The organism is Providencia sp. PROV073 (assembly GCF_033688125.1).
GTDB classification, from domain to species: domain Bacteria; phylum Pseudomonadota; class Gammaproteobacteria; order Enterobacterales; family Enterobacteriaceae; genus Providencia; species Providencia hangzhouensis.
The window spans coordinates 4,437,847-4,454,953 of sequence record NZ_CP096353.1 but is presented as its reverse complement, the minus strand read 5'-3'; the positions used below and the strand labels follow the sequence as shown (position 1 = coordinate 4,454,953).

The following is a 17,107-nucleotide window of genomic DNA, read 5'->3' as shown; positions in this document are numbered from 1 at the left end:
TCCTTGCGCTTTGGGGCGGAGTCCGTATAATCTTCCTCCCTGTGTACAGTACTGATGTGATTTTTACACGAAACTGAGGTAAACTTGTTGGGCTATATCGCTCTATTTTAACGTTAATGTTAGGCAGGGCGGGGGCAAAAGCAGGTTTTCAGCCAGTATGCGGATGTAATCATTCGTCGGCTGTCACAACATATGTCGGCAAACCGGTCAGCCAGGCTATAAATAAAAGTGGTTTGATTGCGTCATTTCATTGACGTGACCCCCTATGTTTTATTACAATCCTGCCTCTTTCTATATTGTTGCGATAGAGGCACAGGTGTAAATCAGTTTCCACTGGTTGCCAACGCGTTTACTGAATCAGTAATAAATTTAAAAGTTAGGTAGAAATCGTTATGAAACGCACTTTTCAACCGTCCGTACTGAAGCGCAACCGTTCACACGGTTTCCGTGCTCGTATGGCCACTAAAAATGGTCGTCAGGTTCTGGCTCGCCGTCGTGCTAAAGGCCGCGCTCGTCTGACCGTTTCATCTAAGTAATAAAGCTAGCCCTCTATTCAAGTGGTTACGCTCGCTTTTACCCGGGAGTTACGTTTGTTAACTCCCAGGCATTTCGATAATGTCTTTAAGCAGCCGCAGAGGGCGAGTTCCCCAGAGATAACAATCCTTGGTCGCCTAAACGAGCTGGGGCATCCCCGCATCGGTCTTACCATCGCCAAAAAAAATGTTAAACGAGCTCATGAGCGAAATCGTATTAAACGGTTAGCGCGTGAATATTTTCGTCTGCATCAACATGAGTTGCCTTCAATGGATTTTGTGGTATTGGTAAGGAAAGGGGTCGCTAATCTGGACAATCAACAGATCACGGAAGCATTGGATAAGTTATGGCGTCGTCACCGTCGCTTGGCTCAAAAATCCTGATCATGCTGATCAGAGGCTACCAACTGGCAATTAGCCCGTTGTTAGGGCCTCGTTGTCGCTTCAATCCTACTTGTTCAAATTACGGAATTGAGGCATTGCGCAGGTTTGGTATGCTAAAAGGGAGTTGGTTAACGGCGAAACGCGTATTAAAATGCCACCCTTTACACGCTGGTGGAGATGATCCTGTCCCACCTAGAAAAACTGATGATAATAGAGAATTATAACGATGGATTCGCAACGCAATCTTCTACTCATCGCTTTGTTGTTCGTGTCGTTCTTAGTTTGGCAGGCCTGGGAGAGCGATAAAGTTGCTCAGGACGTTAAAACTGTTCAAACTTCGCAACAAGCGGATATGCCAAGCAGTGATGCTCAAGCCGTAACTGGCAGTGGGCAAGGTAAGCTCATCACAGTCAAGACTGATGTACTAGATATTCGCATCAATACTCGTGGTGGTGATATCGATGAGGCTGACCTGTTAGCCTATCCTGCGACCCTTCATTCGGAAAGCCCTTTCCGTTTACTGGAAACTAACCCAGGTTTTGTCTACCAGGCACAAAGTGGTTTGATTGGTCTTCATGGCCCAGACAACCCAGCAAATAATAATGGCGAACGTCCGCTGTATAGCGCAGATTCTACAACTTTCACATTAGAGAAAGGCCAAGACGTCTTGCGCGTACCAATGACATTTACTGATAACAACGGTGTTGTGTATCAGAAAACGTACATTGTAAAACGTGGCCAATATACTGTTGAAGTTGAATACAGTATTCAAAATCCAACAGCTCAACCACTGAGTCTCGCTTTCTTCGGTCAGTTAAAACAAACTATCGAGTTACCAAAAGAGCGTGATACCGGTAGCAGTAACTTTGCTCTGCATACTTATCGTGGTGCGGCGTATTCTTCTGATGAAAACAACTATAAAAAATATAGCTTTGGTGACATCGAAGATAAAAACCTCGACTTGACCACTAAAGGTGGCTGGGTGGCAATGTTGCAACAATATTTTGCAACGGCGTGGATCCCTGCAAGTGCAGAAAAGAGCACTTTCTATACCATCGACCTAGATAAAAAGTCTGCCATCATTGGTTATAAGAGTGAACCAATGACTATCGCAGCTAATGGTGCAGGTACTTATTCATCAACATTATGGGTTGGTCCTGAAATTCAGTCTGAAATGGCCGCAGTTGCACCACATTTAGACTTAACCGTTGATTATGGTTGGTTATGGTTTATCTCTCAGCCACTGTTTAAACTGCTGAAATTCATTCACGGTTTTGTGGGTAACTGGGGTATTGCCATCATCGTTATTACCTTTATCGTTCGTGGTATTATGTACCCGCTGACTAAAGCACAGTACACCTCGATGGCGAAAATGCGTTTACTGCAACCAAAACTGGCTGCAATGCGTGAGCGTATTGGTGATGACAAACAACGTATGAGCCAAGAAATGATGGCGATGTATAAAGCAGAAAAAGTAAACCCACTGGGTGGCTGTTTACCTCTGCTGATTCAAATGCCTATCTTCCTTGCACTTTACTATATGTTGATGGGTTCTGTTGAACTGCGCCACGCACCGTTCTTTGGTTGGATTCAAGACTTGTCTGCACAAGACCCGTACTACATCCTGCCTGTATTGATGGGTGTGACAATGTTTGTGATTCAGAAAATGTCACCGACCGCTGTGACTGATCCAATGCAGCAGAAGATTATGACGTACATGCCAGTCGTGTTCACTATCTTCTTCCTGTGGTTCCCATCAGGTCTGGTTCTGTATTATATCGTGAGTAACTTAGTCACCATCATCCAGCAACAAGTGATTTACCGTGGTCTGGAAAAACGTGGTCTGCATAGTCGCGATAAGAAAGAAAAGAAATAAATTGAATTTTAGGTGAGCCTTCTGCTCAGCTATCGATATAATATTAAGGCGGCCATTTAATGACCGCCTTAATTTTTTTATAGGAATGACAGAGAAACATCATGCAAATCAACGATACTATCGTCGCACAGGCAACACCTCCCGGTCGTGGTGGTGTCGGTATTTTACGTGTATCTGGCCCGAAAGCGGCACAAGTTGCTGAAATCGTGCTAGGAAAACTCCCTAAACCACGTTATGCGGATTATCTGCCATTTCGTGATGAGGAAGGCTCTGTTCTTGACCAAGGTATTGCGCTTTACTTCCCTGGACCAAATTCATTTACGGGAGAAGATGTCCTTGAGTTACAAGGACACGGTGGCCCTGTTATTCTTGATTTATTGTTAAGAAGAATATTAACGATTGATGGCATTCGTATCGCGAATCCAGGTGAGTTTTCTGAACGTGCATTTTTAAATGATAAGCTCGATTTAGCGCAAGCTGAGGCGATTGCTGACTTGATTGATGCGAGTTCAGAGCAAGCGGCACGTTCAGCGATGAATTCGTTACAAGGGGCTTTTTCTTCCCATATTCACCAATTGGTGGAAGCACTCACTCACTTGCGCATCTATGTGGAAGCCGCTATCGATTTCCCAGATGAAGAAATTGATTTCCTGTCTGACGGTAAAATTGAAGCTAAACTCAACGAAGTCGTGGCAGATTTAGAACAAGTTCGCTCCCAAGCACGCCAAGGCAGTTTATTGCGTGAAGGCATGAAGGTGGTTATTGCTGGGCGCCCAAATGCAGGAAAATCGAGCTTGCTAAATGCATTGGCGGGCCGTGAAGCTGCGATTGTGACGGATATTGCGGGAACGACGCGTGATGTGTTACGTGAACATATTCATATCGATGGCATGCCATTGCATATCATTGATACCGCAGGCTTACGTGAAGCCAGTGATGAAGTGGAACGAATTGGTATTGAGCGTGCTTGGAAAGAAATCGAACAAGCGGACCATGTGCTGTTTATGGTAGATAGCACCACAACCAATGCTACAGAGCCGCAAGAGATTTGGCCTGAATTTATGGCGCGTTTACCTGATGAACTTCCGGTCACCGTCATTCGTAATAAAGCAGATATGACAGGCGAACCGGTTGAGTTTATTGATAATACTCGTTATCCGTTAATTCGTTTGTCCGCACGCGAAGAAAAAGGCATTGATTTGTTGCGCGATCACCTAAAAGAAGCCATTGGCTTTAACAGTAATACAGAAGGTGGTTTCCTTGCTCGTAGTCGTCATTTACAAGCACTGAATGCAGCAGCCGTTCACCTTGAACAGGGCTATGACCAGTTAGTGAATGCTCGCTCCGGTGAGTTACTGGCGGAGGAATTACGTTTAGCTCAGCAGGAACTTAGCGAAATCACCGGTGAATTTACTTCTGATGATTTATTAGGCCGTATTTTCTCAAGTTTTTGTATTGGGAAGTGATACGGTATCATCTATCGTCTATAACCTACACGGTATTACGTGTAGGTTTGCTTTATCGGTAGTCCCCTCCATTTTTCCTGCCTTAATTCTCTATTAAGTTCTAGCAACCAAGTAATATATAAGCTTTACCTTGCTAAGGTATGGCACTGACTGTTTTGTGGGCCATACTTATTAATATATTTTTCACACGCTATAGCGTGTAATTTATGGTTTACCTCCTATAGCGTGTAATCTTGATATTACCGGCTATAGCGTGTAATATAATGTTTACCGGTTATAGCGTGTAAATATTGTTAGGGTGAAAAATAAGGTAGGTTTTAAAATGAAAGTGACGAATACCCGACAACTTAGTGCTTATATGAAGGATGTCAGAGAGACGAAAAAGTTATCTCAAAGCAAAGTCGCTAGCAAAGTAGGTATTCGGCAAGATACTGTTTCTAGCTTTGAACTCTCTCCTGACTCTACCAAATTAGAAACCTTTTTTAAGATTTTATCTGCCCTCAATTTAGAACTTGATATTAAACCGCGAAATGAAAGCGGCTCATCAAATTCAGACTCCGGATGGAAGGAGGAGTGGTGATTTTTAAATCAATAAATGAAGTTATTCACATATAATCTTGATTAACCATGGTTTTTAATTATATACTGAAAAGGTATTTGCAGAATGGGATATATTCGCCATTAATTGAATATTTCGGTATTCGCGGAAAGACTTGTCTTTCTACCTACTTCCCGCATGCCTAGTCGCTTCACGGTTGTGTTGCATGACATGAACATGATGGAATTCGCAACTTTGGGGCGACCCAAAGTTGCGTGGAACGGGAGCTCGTGCTGGTTAATCCCTTCCTTATAGGGCGAACTCAAAATTTTAGCGACCATATACTTGGTCGTGTTTTGAGGTATAAGGAAAAACTATGAGTAATCATCAAGCAAATATTGGCCAGCAAGCACAAGAAAAGAAACCTCGAAAAACGTCATCCATATTGAAGTTGCTCTGGAGAATCATTAGATTCGTTGATATTGTAACCCGTTGGTTAGATAAATTAGAGGGTGATGAGTAATGTGCTCTCCCCTGTTTCAACACTATGATATAGGTATTTTTATGATTGCAAAAACACTGCGTTTGGTTAGGCAATATCATGAAATGACTCGCCTTGATGCTTCCAGTGAGCTTGGAATACCAAAAGATACACTTATTCAATTAGAGTCTGGTATTTTACCTGTTACGAAACCAATATTAGAGGCATATTCTAAAGTATTTGATATTCCGGTATCATCACTAGTTTTTTTCTCTGAGTCTTTATCTCCAGTGAAGAATAAGAGGATTAATAGAATTAGGTCACTTTTTGCGGGAAAGGCACTGAAAATTTTGGAATGGATTGTTAGTAAAAATGAGTCAAAAATTAACTCTTAATAATAAGAATAAAGCATACCAGCTAACAGATTCTCCATTTCATAAGCTATCAAGTAAAAAAAAATTAGCTATTCTTTTACGCACACCTTTATCTCAAATTCGAAGTTTACGAGCCGATTCTGGAAATTATTCAGAGTTTGAAAGTATTGGTAAATCCGGAAAAATTAGAAAGATCCAAAAACCCTCTAGGAATTTAGATGTAGTCCATACAAGGATTGCTAGCCTATTAATAAGGATTATTACCCCGGAGTACCTACACTCTGGGAAAAAAGGCTATTCAAATGTAACTAATGCAAATATCCATTTAAATACAAATGCATTAATGACTTCAGATATAAAATCATTTTATCCATCAACTTCATGGAATATGATTTTTTCTTTTTTTTATAGCGTTATGTCATGCTCTGCTGATATAGCTGAAATATTGGCAGACTTGTGTACTTGTCATAAACATTTACCGACAGGTAGTAGGATCAGTATGCCATTAGCATACTGGGCAAATGTTAGGATGTTTAACGAGTTAGAGAATATTTGTCAAAAACATGATGTCATAATGACAGTTTATGTAGATGATCTTACTTTTTCTGGAAAAAATGTTAATCGTCTTTTTAAATCAACAGTAAAAAAAATAATTTCTAGATATGGGCATGAAATGCATCCAACTAAAACTAAATTGTATCCACCAAATGGAACCAAACTTGTAACTGGTGTGGTCATTGATAGGAACAATTTATTAGTACGAAATGAACAACACTTTAAATTGTTTGAAGAGCTTAGCATGTGGAATTCTATTAAAAACAATCAATATGCTATAAGTATGAGTATAACCTCGAAGCTAATTGGTCGGCTTCATTCTATGGGAACAATAGAACCAAAGTATAAAACAAAAGCTAAATCAGTTAGAAAAAGTACAGCAATATAAATTGGATTATTCAATTCTATTTGTAGATTAGTAAAAACTAGTTTTAATTCATAAGTGCTCTAAGTTTAAATAAGCTTAGTCAATCCCTCACCCGACTCCCGTGCGTAAACACCGTGGCTTTCCCCTGACGACAGAATCCAACTAACGTCAAGTTGGCTTTTTCGGCGACTTCGATAGCAAGCGCGGTGGCAGCAGAAACGGCAAATAAAATTTCAGCGCCACAACTGGCTGCCTTTTGCACCATTTCATAGCTGGCACGGCTAGAAACCAGTACTGCACCTTGTTGCCATTGGTTGCGATATTTCATACCCAATAGTTTATCGAGTGCAACATGGCGACCGACATCTTCGCATCCACCGACTAATTGCCCTTCTGGTGAAATCCATGCGGCCGCATGGGTACAGCCCGTTAATGCGCCAATTTCTTGCACTTTTTTCAATTCATGTAATGCATTATCGAGGTGCGAGAGAGAAAAGGTCTGGGTAAAAGGTAGCGGGGTGATAGGTTTGAAAATTTCTTCAAGTTGTTCTGTTCCACAAATACCACAGCCTGTACGCCCCGCTAGATTACGACGACGTTCTTTTAACTCCATAAACCGGCGGCTAGATAATTCAACTTGTACTTCAATTCCGCGGTTGCAGCCTTCAACGATATCAATTCCACGAATTTCATCACCTGACTGTATTATTCCTTCCGAAAGGGCGAACCCGATAGCAAAATCCGCCAAATCTTTTGGCGTCGCCATCATCACTACGTGAGATATACCATTGAAGACTAAAGCAACAGGATATTCCTCCGCAACATAATCATTAACGGGTAAATTAAGGTTGCCTTTTTGTTGCACGGTTGTTTGGTTTAAGCCAATCATTTTGATTAATTTGGAGTCATTTGTAGTATTTGTTTCATACATTAGATGAATTCCTAGCATTAATGATACATAATATTAATTATGGGTAAAAAGAATTTACACCATTTGCCAGGCAATGAACCTGGATACGTAAGGAAGACGTTGAATAAGAACAGTTTACCTGATTATCGCGATTGACGTTAGGTAAACATGAGCAATGTAAATGAGGAGATCCCCATGCAAGTCAGCAGAAGGCAGTTCTTTAAGATCTGCGCTGGCGGTATGGCAGGTACGACTGCAGCGGCTTTGGGTTTTGCACCCGCTACCGCGTTAGCGTCAACGCGCCAGTATAAATTACTGCGTGCGAAGGAAACCAGAAATACCTGTACCTACTGTTCTGTCGGCTGTGGGCTGTTAATGTACAGCCTCGGTGATGGCGCGAAAAATGCAAAAGAGAGCATTTTCCATATTGAAGGGGACCCGGATCATCCGGTAAACCGTGGTGCACTTTGTCCGAAAGGTGCTGGACTTATCGATTTCATCCACAGTGAAAGCCGCTTGAAATACCCAGAAGTGCGTGAGCCGGGTACCAATGAGTGGAAACGTATCACGTGGAACGACGCGTTTGACCGTATCGCTAAGTTAATGAAAGAAGACCGTGATGCGAACTTTATTGAGAAAAATAAAGAGGGTGTCACCGTTAACCGTTGGCTGACCACTGGTATGCTGTGTGCATCGGCTGGTAGTAACGAAAGTGGATTTGTAACACAAAAATTTACCCGCGCTCTCGGCATGCTTGCCGTCGATAACCAAGCGCGTGTCTGACACGGACCAACGGTAGCAAGTCTTGCTCCAACATTTGGTCGCGGTGCGATGACCAACCACTGGGTTGACATTAAAAATGCAAACCTAGTTGTCGTTATGGGTGGTAATGCGGCAGAAGCGCATCCAGTCGGTTTCCGCTGGGCGATGGAAGCTAAAATCCATAATAAAGCCAAATTAATTGTGATTGACCCACGCTTTACCCGTACTGCGGCAGTGGCGGATTTTTACACGCCTATCCGTTCTGGTACAGATATCGCGTTCTTATCAGGTGTTATCAAATACTTACTGGATAATGAAAAAATTCAGCGTGAATACGTGGAAGCGTATACCAACGCCAGTTTAGTTATTCGTGAAGATTATGGTTTTGATGACGGCTTGTTCACAGGTTATGACGAAGAAAAACGTCAATACGACAAAACCACGTGGAACTATGAGATGGATGAAAACGGCCTTGCGCTGCGCGATCCGACTCTGAAACACCCACGCTGTGTGTTAAACCTATTAAAAGAGCACGTCAGCCGTTATACACCTGAAGTGGTGAATAATATCTGTGGTACGCCGATCAAAGACTTCCTACAAGTTTGTGAGTATTTGGCTGAAACCAGTGCTAAAGATAAAACAGCCTCGTTCTTATACGCATTAGGTTGGACTCAACATACCGTGGGTGCGCAAAATATCCGTACCATGGCGATGATCCAATTACTGCTGGGTAATATGGGGATGTTAGGCGGTGGTGTAAATGCCCTGCGTGGACACTCCAATATCCAAGGCTTGACTGACTTAGGCTTATTGTCACAAAGCTTGCCGGGTTATTTGACCTTACCATCAGAAAAACAAACGACATTAGAAAGTTACTTAGCTGCAAACACGCCAAAAGCGACGGTTGAAGGCCAGGTAAACTATTGGGGTAACTACCCGAAATTCTTTGTTAGTTTGATGAAGACGTTCTATGGCGATAAAGCGCAGAAAGAAAATAATTGGGGCTTTGATTTATTACCGAAATGGGATCAAGGCTACGATGTACTGCGTTATTTCGAAATGATGGATAAAGGGGAAGTGAATGGCTATATCTGCCAAGGCTTTAACCCAGTAGCTTCATTCCCGAATAAAAACAAAGTTATTAAATCGCTTTCTAAGCTGAAGTATTTAATCACCGTTGACCCGCTGAACACCGAAACGTCGAATTTCTGGCAAAACCACGGCGAAATGAATGATGTGAACCCGGCAGAAATTCAAACTACCGTATTCCGTCTGCCATCTTGCTGTTTTGCTGAAGAAAATGGTTCGATTGTGAACTCGGCACGTTGGTTACAGTGGCACTGGAAAGGTGCGGATGCCCCAGGTGAAGCTATCAGTGATGGTGAAATCCTGTCTGGTATTTTCCACCGTTTACGCCAACTGTATGCCTCTGAAGGCGGTGCGGTACCTGAACAAGTTCTAAGTATGACTTGGAATTACTTCGACCGCGATAACCCAACACCAGAAGAAGTTGCTCAAGAAAACAATGGCTATGCTTTAGTTGACTTGAAAGATGCTGATGGCAACGTTATTGCGAAAAAAGGTGAGTTGCTGAGCTCGTTTGCACAGTTACGTGATGACGGTACCACCGCGAGTGGCTGCTGGATATTTACAGGTAGCTGGACGCCAAAAGGCAACCAAATGGCTAACCGTGATAACTCTGATCCAACAGGTCTGGGGAATACATTAGGTTGGGCATGGGCGTGGCCTCTGAACCGCCGTGTGATTTATAACCGTGCATCAGCAGACCCAATGGGTAAACCATGGGATCCAAAACGCCAAATCCTCGAGTGGAATGGTAGCAAATGGATAGGAATGGATATTCCTGACTATAGCAATGCCGCGCCGGGAAGTGGTGTTGGTCCGTTTATCATGCAACCGGAAGGTATGGGACGTCTATTCGCACTGGATAAAATGGCCGAAGGCCCATTCCCAGAGCACTATGAACCAATTGAAACGCCATTGGATACCAATCCACTGCACCCGAAAGTTGTGTCAAACCCTGCGGCTCGTGTGTTTAAAGACGACTGGGCCCAAATGGGTAAAGCGACAGAATTCCCTTATGTGGGAACCACTTATCGCTTGACTGAACATTTCCACTATTGGACAAAACATGCTTTGCTAAATGCCATCATTCAGCCACAGCAGTTCATTGAAATTGGTGAGCGTCTGGCGAATGAAAAAGGTATTAAACAAGGCGATACGGTGAAAGTCAGCTCTAAACGCGGTTATATCAAAGCGAAAGCCGTGGTCACCAAACGTATTCATACGCTGAAAGTGGCAGGTAAAGATATCGATACAATCGGTATTCCTATTCACTGGGGCTTTGAAGGTTTGGCTGTGAAAGGCTTTATCGCGAACACGTTAACGCCGTTTGTCGGTGATGCGAATACTCAGACACCGGAATTTAAATCGTTCCTTGTCAATGTGGAAAAGGTGTAAGGAGATAAATTATGTCAATGCAATCTCAGGACATTATTCGTCGCTCTGCCACCAATTCCCTGACTCCCGCACCTCAGGTGCGGGATTATAAGGAAGAAGTTGCAAAGCTTATCGATGTGACGACCTGTATCGGCTGTAAAGCTTGTCAGGTCGCCTGTTCCGAATGGAACGATATCCGTGACAAGATCGGGACTAACGTTGGTGTATATGATAACCCAACAGATTTAACCGCTAAGTCATGGACGGTAATGCGCTTCTCTGAAGTGGAAGAGAACGATAAATTTGAATGGCTGATCCGTAAAGATGGTTGTATGCACTGTGCTGACCCGGGCTGTCTGAAGGCGTGCCCTTCGGAAGGCGCGATAGTACAGTACAAAAACGGTATCGTTGACTTCCAATCGGAACACTGTATTGGTTGTGGTTATTGTATTGCGGGTTGCCCGTTTGATGTACCACGTATTAACCCAGAAGATAACCGCGCATACAAATGTACGCTGTGTGTTGACCGTGTTGAAGTCGGTCAAGAACCTGCATGTGTGAAAACATGTCCAACGGGTGCTATCCACTTCGGTAGCAAAGAAGACATGATTAACATGGCTGGTGAGCGTGTTGAAGAGCTGAAAACCCGTGGTTATGCGAATGCAGGTTTATATGACCCAGAGGGCGTTGGTGGTACGCACGTGATGTACGTTCTGCACCATGCAGATAAACCTCAGTTGTATCACGGATTACCAGAAAACCCGACAATCAGCCCAACAGTGACTTTCTGGAAAGGTATCTGGAAACCGTTAGCAGCGGTTGGTTTTGCTGCAACATTTGCGGCGGCCATCTTCCACTATGTGGGTATTGGTCCAAACCGCGTCTCCAAAAAAGATGAAGAAGAGGCTTTAGAAGATTTGCATAATGCAATGTTATCTGACACTTCGAAATCAAAAGAAGGGGAGGATCAGAAATGATGCCAGATGATAACGACAAAATTATTCGCCATAAACCGATTGAAAGGATCAATCACTGGGCGGTTGTGATTTGCTTTTTGTTCACGGCAATCAGTGGATTAGGGTTCTTTTTCCCTTCACTAAACTGGTTTATGAACATTTTAGGTACGCCACAACTGTCGCGAATTTTGCATCCATTTGTGGGTACGGCGATGTTCTTGCTGTTCGTATTTATGTTCTTCCGCTATTTCCATCATAACTTCATTAATAAAGAAGATATCAAGTGGGCAAAAAATATCGGCAAAGTACTGAAAAACGAAGAGGCGGGCGATGTCGGCCAATATAACCTCGGTCAGAAAGGGGTGTATTGGGTTGTCACTATCTGCTTATTAGCGCTGGTGGTCACGGGAGTGATTATGTGGCGCCCTTATTTTGCAGATTACTTCCCAATCCCTGTTTATCGTGCAGCGATTCTTATTCACTCGCTCTCTGCGATTGCGTTGATCATCATGATTGTGGTTCACGCTTATGCAGCGATTTGGGTGAAAGGTTCAGTACGTGCGATGGTTGAAGGTTGGGTGACTCGTGGTTGGGCTAGAAAACACCATCCATTGTGGTACCGCCAGCTTTTGGAAAAAGAAAAACAGCAAAAACAGCAACAAGAGAAAAACTAAGTTTTATTATTGTTGTTATCAAACCCACAAATGACTAATGTTATTTGTGGGTTTTTTATATCTAAAAAATATAAACATTCAATTTATTTGAAAGAAATAAAATTAGATATATTTATTTGATGACCTGTTTGCGATTTATTATCATTATAGTTAATCAAAATAAGATTAATAAAAAATACACATCAAATAAAGATGCTCTTATTTCGCGTATGATTTACAATTTTTTTAAACCAATAATAAACAAATAAACATTTATTCGTTTTTATATTATGTAAAAAAAAGACATCAACCCTTTAATTTATTGATAATAAACTATTTTTGTGATTGTTGTTTTTTTGTGAATAGCTATTGAATATTGATATTAGATCAATAAAGGTCTATCTTAAATGGTCACTGCTGATTAATTCGAGACTTTGTTTTTTATTTTAATTTAAAAGTAAACTAATGTTCTGATATTTGTTTTTTTTAAGAATGTTATAATGCATATATATTAAAAGAATTAATTGCTGGACATTGGTGATATTATTTAATAAAAATAGTAATGTAATTATTAATAAATATAAAAATAGTCATATATTCAAATATATTTTTAACACAGCTAAATAATAGAACCCTAATTCATTCCATTTACGATAGCTAAATAAAGAGGTACCACATGGATCTTCCTTTACAAGGTATTAAAGTACTGGATTTCACCGGTGTACAATCAGGACCATCTTGTACTCAAATGTTAGCGTGGTTCGGCGCAGATGTTATTAAGATTGAGCGCCCTGGAGTTGGAGATGTCACGCGTAACCAATTAAGGGATATACCTGATGTGGATGCGCTGTATTTCACGATGCTTAATAGTAATAAGCGATCAGTGGAATTAAATACAAAAACGCCAGAAGGTAAAGAGGTTATGGAGCGGCTGATTAAGCAAGCCGACGTCCTCGTTGAGAACTTCCATCCAGGTGCAATTGACCATATGGGTTTCACTTGGGAGCACATTCAAGAATTAAATCCTCGTTTGATTTTCGGTTCCATCAAAGGTTTTGATGAAGACTCTCCTTATGCAGATGTTAAAGCTTATGAAAACGTTGCCCAAGCCGCAGGTGGTGCCGCATCAACCACAGGGTTTTGGGACGGCCCGCCATTAGTGAGCGCCGCAGCATTAGGTGATAGTAATACAGGTATGCACTTGCTCATTGGCTTACTCGCAGCGTTATTACATCGCGAGAAAACAGGAAAAGGCCAGCGAGTGACTATGTCGATGCAAGATGCCGTACTCAACTTGTGCCGTGTCAAACTTCGTGACCAGCAACGTTTAGAGAAAATTGGCTACCTTGAAGAATATCCACAATACCCAAATGGCACATTTGGTGATGCAGTTCCTCGTGGCGGTAATGCTGGCGGTGGTGGCCAGCCTGGCTGGATCTTAAAATGTAAAGGCTGGGAAACTGACCCAAATGCTTATATTTATTTTACTATCCAAGAGCAGGACTGGGAGCAAACCTGTATCGCTATTGGTAAGCCTGAATGGGCAACTGACCCCGCTTACAATACACCAAAGGCTCGTCAACCTCATATCTTTGATATTTTTGCTGAAATTGAAAAATTCTTAGCGGATAAAGACAAACATGAAGCGGTCGAGTATTTAAGTAAATACGGTGTACCTTGTGCTCCTGTACTCAGTATGCGTGAAATAGCACGAGACCAATCTCTGCGTAAGAGCGGAAGTATTGTTGAAGTTGAGCAGCCAAAACGCGGGACTTACTTGACGGTGGGTTGCCCGATGAAATTCTCCTCATTTACACCCGATATCAAAAGCGCACCATTGTTGGGTGAGCATACAGAGCAAGTCCTAACTGAGTTAGGTTATAGCGCAGATGAAATTGCGACTATGCGAGCGAACAAAGCGATCTAATTTTAAATATTGGGGTGAGAAATCACTCCATTTAATCTTTTAATCAGTTATTTATGAGGTAGACATGTCTGCTGATCAAACCCAAAACCTGACTGATGGTATGCATATTATTGTCGATGCACTTAAAAAAAATGGCATTGATACAATCTACGGTGTTGTTGGAATTCCAGTGACTGACATGGCAAGGCATGCGCAAGCTGAAGGTATTCGCTATATTGGTTTCCGCCATGAGCAATCTGCGGGTAACGCAGCTGCAATCAGTGGTTTTATTACCCAAAAACCGGGTATCTGTTTAACGGTTTCGGCGCCGGGTTTCTTGAATGGTATGGTTGCTCTTGCTAATGCAACGACCAATGGTTTTCCAATGATTCAAATCAGTGGCTCAAGCGACAGAGCGATAATTGATTTGCAGCAGGGTGATTACGAAGAGTTAGACCAAATGAACACGGCAAAACCCTTTGTAAAAGCGTCTTATCGTGTGAATAAACCTGAGGATCTTGGTATCGCACTAGCCCGGGCAATCCGAGCTTCGGTATCAGGTCGTCCTGGTGGGGTTTATCTTGATTTAACAACGGAAGTGTTGTCTGCCGTGATGGACAAGGACGCAGCGGATAAAACCATTTTTACAGTTGAAGACCCTGCACCAAGACAAATTCCATCACCAGATTCAGTGAATAAAGCCCTTAAGTTGCTCGCCTCGGCTAAGCGACCATTAATTATTTTGGGTAAAGGTGCAGCTTATGCCCAAGCGGATGACAATATTCGTCAATTTATTGAAACAACCGGTATCCCTTATTTACCGATGTCAATGGCTAAGGGGCTGCTGCCAGATACACATCCTCTATCAGCCGCATCAGCTCGCTCATATGCCTTATCCAGTGCAGATGTTGTGGTATTAATGGGAGCACGTCTTAACTGGTTACTTGACCATGGTAAAGGTAAGCATTGGTCACCAGAAACGCAATTTATTCAGTTAGATATTGAACCTTCCGAAATTGATAGTAACCGCCCAATAGCGGCTCCAGTTGTTGGCGATATTTACTCCAGTATTGAGTCATTATTGGCAGGACTTAAATCAATCCCTGTTAAATCACCAACAGAATGGATTGTCAGTATTGATGAGCACAAGAAAATCAATGTCGAGAAAATGGCAGTTAAGTTAAACACTGACACTTCCCCGATGAATTACTTCAACGCATTACGTGCAATCCGTGATGTGTTGCTCGATCACCAAGATGTTTATGTCGTCAATGAAGGCGCTAACACGCTTGATAATGGGCGAAATATTATTGATATGTACCAACCACGTAAACGCTTAGATTGTGGAACCTGGGGCGTTATGGGGGTCGGAATGGGTTATGCAGTGGGAGCCGCTGTAACTAGTGGTAAGCCTGTTGTAGCGATTGAAGGCGATAGCGCATTTGGCTTTAGTGGTATGGAAATCGAAACGATTTGTCGCTACAAATTGCCTGTCACTATTTTGATTTTCAATAATGGTGGGATTTACCGTGGTGATGGCGTAAACCTCCATGGTGATCAAGACCCTTCTCCTACCGTTTTAATGGGCGGAGCGCGTTATGACAAAATGATTGAGGCTTTTGGTGGCATCGGCTACCAAGCAACAACACCTGCTGAGGTACAAGAAGCCTTGAGGGCCGGTTTAGCATCGGGTCATCCAACTTTGATAAATGTTGTTATTGACCCTGCAGTTGGAACGGAAAGTGGCCATATTGGTAATTTAAATCCGAAGTCTGTCGTAAAAAATTAACGCAGCATAACGTTAACTAACAAAGATAACCCTACGCGGCTCATTTTTAATGAGTGGCGTACGGGGTCTTATTGCCAAAAATAGGTGGGTCTTATGGCTGATTTTATGTATAAGATTTTTATGAGCGACCTATTACCTATCATTATTATTATGGTATTAGGTTATGTGAGTGGTAAACGAAATGTGTTTACCAGTGACCAAGCGAAAGCATTTAATAAGTTGGTATTAAATTACGCATTACCTGCTGCATTATTTGTTTCTATCGCACGCGCTAATCGAGAAATGATATTTGCAGACGCTAAATTGACTATTATTTCATTTGTGGTCTTGCTCGTTTGTTTCTTTTTCTCTTTCTTTAGCTGTAAATATATTTTTAAACATAGTCGTGGCGAAGCTGCGGTATGTGCATTAATTGCAGGTTCTCCGACAATTGGTTTCTTAGGGTTTGCGGTTCTAGACCCTATTTATGGTGAAACTGTTTCAACTGGGTTAGTTGTCGCTATTATTTCCATCATCGTTAATGCCATTACAATCCCTATTGGCCTATTCCTACTGAACCCATCTGATGCAGAAGGGAAAAAGGGTGGTGGCGGTATGGATGCATTAATATCCGCCTTTAAAGAACCCGTCGTATGGGCTCCGGTACTTGCTACAGCACTGGTATTGGTTGGTGTGAAAATTCCTACCGTTTGGGACCCAACATTTGATTTAATTGCAAAAGCAAACTCCGGTGTTGCGGTATTTGCTGCGGGTCTGACATTAGCCGCGAATAAGTTCGAGTTCGATGGTGAGATTATCTATAACACGTTATTAAAGCTAGTGTTAATGCCAGGGTTAATGTTGCTGGCGGGTATGATGTTTAATATGGGAACAGAGCAACTGCAAATGATGGTATTAGCTGGGGCATTGCCACCTGCTTTCTCTGGAATAATTATTGCGAGTCGCTTTAATCTGTATACCCGGACAGGAACTGCGTCGCTGGCGGTGAGTGTACTTGGTTTTATCATCGCAGCTCCAGCGTGGATCTACATCTCTCGACTCGTTTCATAGAAAGAGTCAATGGGGCTAAATGAGTTGCCATGGCGTGAGAAATGACG

16 protein-coding genes are annotated in these 17,107 nt (G+C 42.3%); 15 read left to right on the top strand and 1 reads right to left on the bottom strand.

Annotated elements, in window-relative coordinates:
* Positions 1-392: 392 nt before the first annotated feature.
* The 9 genes from rpmH to M1F17_RS20485 all read left to right on the top strand — a co-directional run bounded on the left by rpmH (position 393) and on the right by M1F17_RS20485 (position 6,595).
* On the top strand, positions 393-536 hold the full coding sequence (rpmH, locus tag M1F17_RS20525) for a 50S ribosomal protein L34 (RefSeq protein ID WP_004906236.1): 144 nt from the start codon (positions 393-395) through the stop codon (positions 534-536).
* A 21-nt stretch (positions 537-557) separates the two neighbouring features.
* Positions 558-917: a ribonuclease P protein component gene (gene rnpA, locus M1F17_RS20520; protein ID WP_004906229.1), complete on the top strand. Its 360-nt coding sequence runs from the start codon at positions 558-560 to the stop codon at positions 915-917.
* Positions 881-1,141, top strand: coding sequence for a membrane protein insertion efficiency factor YidD (gene yidD, locus M1F17_RS20515; RefSeq protein WP_036959180.1), 261 nt, complete (start codon positions 881-883; stop codon positions 1,139-1,141). The genes rnpA and yidD overlap by 37 nt, the downstream gene beginning before the upstream one ends.
* Positions 1,142-1,143: 2 nt before the next feature.
* Positions 1,144-2,793 (top strand): membrane protein insertase YidC, encoded by a 1,650-nt coding sequence (gene yidC / locus M1F17_RS20510; RefSeq protein WP_004906225.1) that lies wholly within the window; start codon positions 1,144-1,146, stop codon positions 2,791-2,793.
* Between the two features lie 101 nt (positions 2,794-2,894).
* The gene (gene mnmE, locus M1F17_RS20505) at positions 2,895-4,259 is read left to right on the top strand and encodes a tRNA uridine-5-carboxymethylaminomethyl(34) synthesis GTPase MnmE (RefSeq protein ID WP_004906223.1); all 1,365 of its coding nucleotides are present in this window, start codon (positions 2,895-2,897) and stop codon (positions 4,257-4,259) included.
* A 322-nt stretch (positions 4,260-4,581) separates the two neighbouring features.
* A complete protein-coding gene (locus tag M1F17_RS20500) occupies positions 4,582-4,839 on the top strand; it encodes a helix-turn-helix domain-containing protein (protein WP_036959176.1) in 258 nt (85 codons plus the stop codon).
* A 334-nt stretch (positions 4,840-5,173) separates the two neighbouring features.
* Positions 5,174-5,320 carry a hypothetical protein gene (locus M1F17_RS20495; protein ID WP_180312261.1) on the top strand — a complete coding sequence of 49 codons (147 nt, stop codon included), beginning with the start codon at positions 5,174-5,176 and terminating at the stop codon, positions 5,318-5,320.
* A gap of 41 nt (positions 5,321-5,361) precedes the next feature.
* A complete protein-coding gene (locus M1F17_RS20490; RefSeq protein ID WP_112308056.1) occupies positions 5,362-5,673 on the top strand; it encodes a helix-turn-helix domain-containing protein in 312 nt (103 codons plus the stop codon).
* The gene (locus M1F17_RS20485) at positions 5,651-6,595 is read left to right on the top strand and encodes a reverse transcriptase family protein (protein ID WP_180312260.1); all 945 of its coding nucleotides are present in this window, start codon (positions 5,651-5,653) and stop codon (positions 6,593-6,595) included. The genes M1F17_RS20490 and M1F17_RS20485 overlap by 23 nt, the downstream gene beginning before the upstream one ends.
* A gap of 79 nt (positions 6,596-6,674) precedes the next feature.
* Here M1F17_RS20485 and fdhD read toward each other — a convergent pair whose 3' ends face one another.
* Positions 6,675-7,505, bottom strand: coding sequence for a formate dehydrogenase accessory sulfurtransferase FdhD (gene fdhD, locus M1F17_RS20480; RefSeq protein WP_112308052.1), 831 nt, complete (start codon positions 7,503-7,505; stop codon positions 6,675-6,677).
* 174 nt (positions 7,506-7,679) lie between these two features.
* Between fdhD and fdnG the strand changes: the two genes are divergently transcribed.
* The 6 genes from fdnG to yfdV all read left to right on the top strand — a co-directional run bounded on the left by fdnG (position 7,680) and on the right by yfdV (position 17,060).
* Positions 7,680-10,727 carry a formate dehydrogenase-N subunit alpha gene (fdnG, locus tag M1F17_RS20475; RefSeq protein WP_094961978.1) on the top strand — a complete coding sequence of 1,016 codons (3,048 nt, stop codon included), beginning with the start codon at positions 7,680-7,682 and terminating at the stop codon, positions 10,725-10,727.
* Positions 10,728-10,738: 11 nt separating this feature from the next.
* Positions 10,739-11,683: a formate dehydrogenase subunit beta gene (gene fdxH, locus M1F17_RS20470; protein WP_318837157.1), complete on the top strand. Its 945-nt coding sequence runs from the start codon at positions 10,739-10,741 to the stop codon at positions 11,681-11,683.
* Positions 11,680-12,336 (top strand): formate dehydrogenase cytochrome b556 subunit, encoded by a 657-nt coding sequence (gene fdoI / locus M1F17_RS20465; protein WP_094961977.1) that lies wholly within the window; start codon positions 11,680-11,682, stop codon positions 12,334-12,336. The genes fdxH and fdoI overlap by 4 nt, the downstream gene beginning before the upstream one ends.
* Before the next feature lie 655 nt (positions 12,337-12,991).
* Positions 12,992-14,242, top strand: coding sequence for a formyl-CoA transferase (gene frc / locus M1F17_RS20460; RefSeq protein ID WP_004906213.1), 1,251 nt, complete (start codon positions 12,992-12,994; stop codon positions 14,240-14,242).
* Positions 14,243-14,306: 64 nt separating this feature from the next.
* Positions 14,307-16,010, top strand: coding sequence for an oxalyl-CoA decarboxylase (gene oxc, locus M1F17_RS20455; RefSeq protein ID WP_318837156.1), 1,704 nt, complete (start codon positions 14,307-14,309; stop codon positions 16,008-16,010).
* Positions 16,011-16,115: 105 nt separating this feature from the next.
* A complete protein-coding gene (yfdV, locus tag M1F17_RS20450) occupies positions 16,116-17,060 on the top strand; it encodes a transporter YfdV (RefSeq protein WP_094962016.1) in 945 nt (314 codons plus the stop codon).
* Positions 17,061-17,107: the final 47 nt, after the last annotated feature.

Coding starts and splice junctions, on each gene's coding strand:
- yidC (WP_004906225.1), top strand. CDS start 1,144: ATGGATTCGCAACGCAATCTTCTACTCATCGCTTTGTTGTTCGTGTCG.
- M1F17_RS20485 (WP_180312260.1), top strand. CDS start 5,651: ATGAGTCAAAAATTAACTCTTAATAATAAGAATAAAGCATACCAGCTA.
- M1F17_RS20495 (WP_180312261.1), top strand. CDS start 5,174: ATGAGTAATCATCAAGCAAATATTGGCCAGCAAGCACAAGAAAAGAAA.
- fdxH (WP_318837157.1), top strand. CDS start 10,739: ATGTCAATGCAATCTCAGGACATTATTCGTCGCTCTGCCACCAATTCC.
- yidD (WP_036959180.1), top strand. CDS start 881: ATGGCGTCGTCACCGTCGCTTGGCTCAAAAATCCTGATCATGCTGATC.
- yfdV (WP_094962016.1), top strand. CDS start 16,116: ATGTATAAGATTTTTATGAGCGACCTATTACCTATCATTATTATTATG.
- oxc (WP_318837156.1), top strand. CDS start 14,307: ATGTCTGCTGATCAAACCCAAAACCTGACTGATGGTATGCATATTATT.
- M1F17_RS20490 (WP_112308056.1), top strand. CDS start 5,362: ATGATTGCAAAAACACTGCGTTTGGTTAGGCAATATCATGAAATGACT.
- M1F17_RS20500 (WP_036959176.1), top strand. CDS start 4,582: ATGAAAGTGACGAATACCCGACAACTTAGTGCTTATATGAAGGATGTC.
- fdhD (WP_112308052.1), bottom strand. CDS start 7,505: ATGTATGAAACAAATACTACAAATGACTCCAAATTAATCAAAATGATT.
- rpmH (WP_004906236.1), top strand. CDS start 393: ATGAAACGCACTTTTCAACCGTCCGTACTGAAGCGCAACCGTTCACAC.
- mnmE (WP_004906223.1), top strand. CDS start 2,895: ATGCAAATCAACGATACTATCGTCGCACAGGCAACACCTCCCGGTCGT.
- fdoI (WP_094961977.1), top strand. CDS start 11,680: ATGATGCCAGATGATAACGACAAAATTATTCGCCATAAACCGATTGAA.
- frc (WP_004906213.1), top strand. CDS start 12,992: ATGGATCTTCCTTTACAAGGTATTAAAGTACTGGATTTCACCGGTGTA.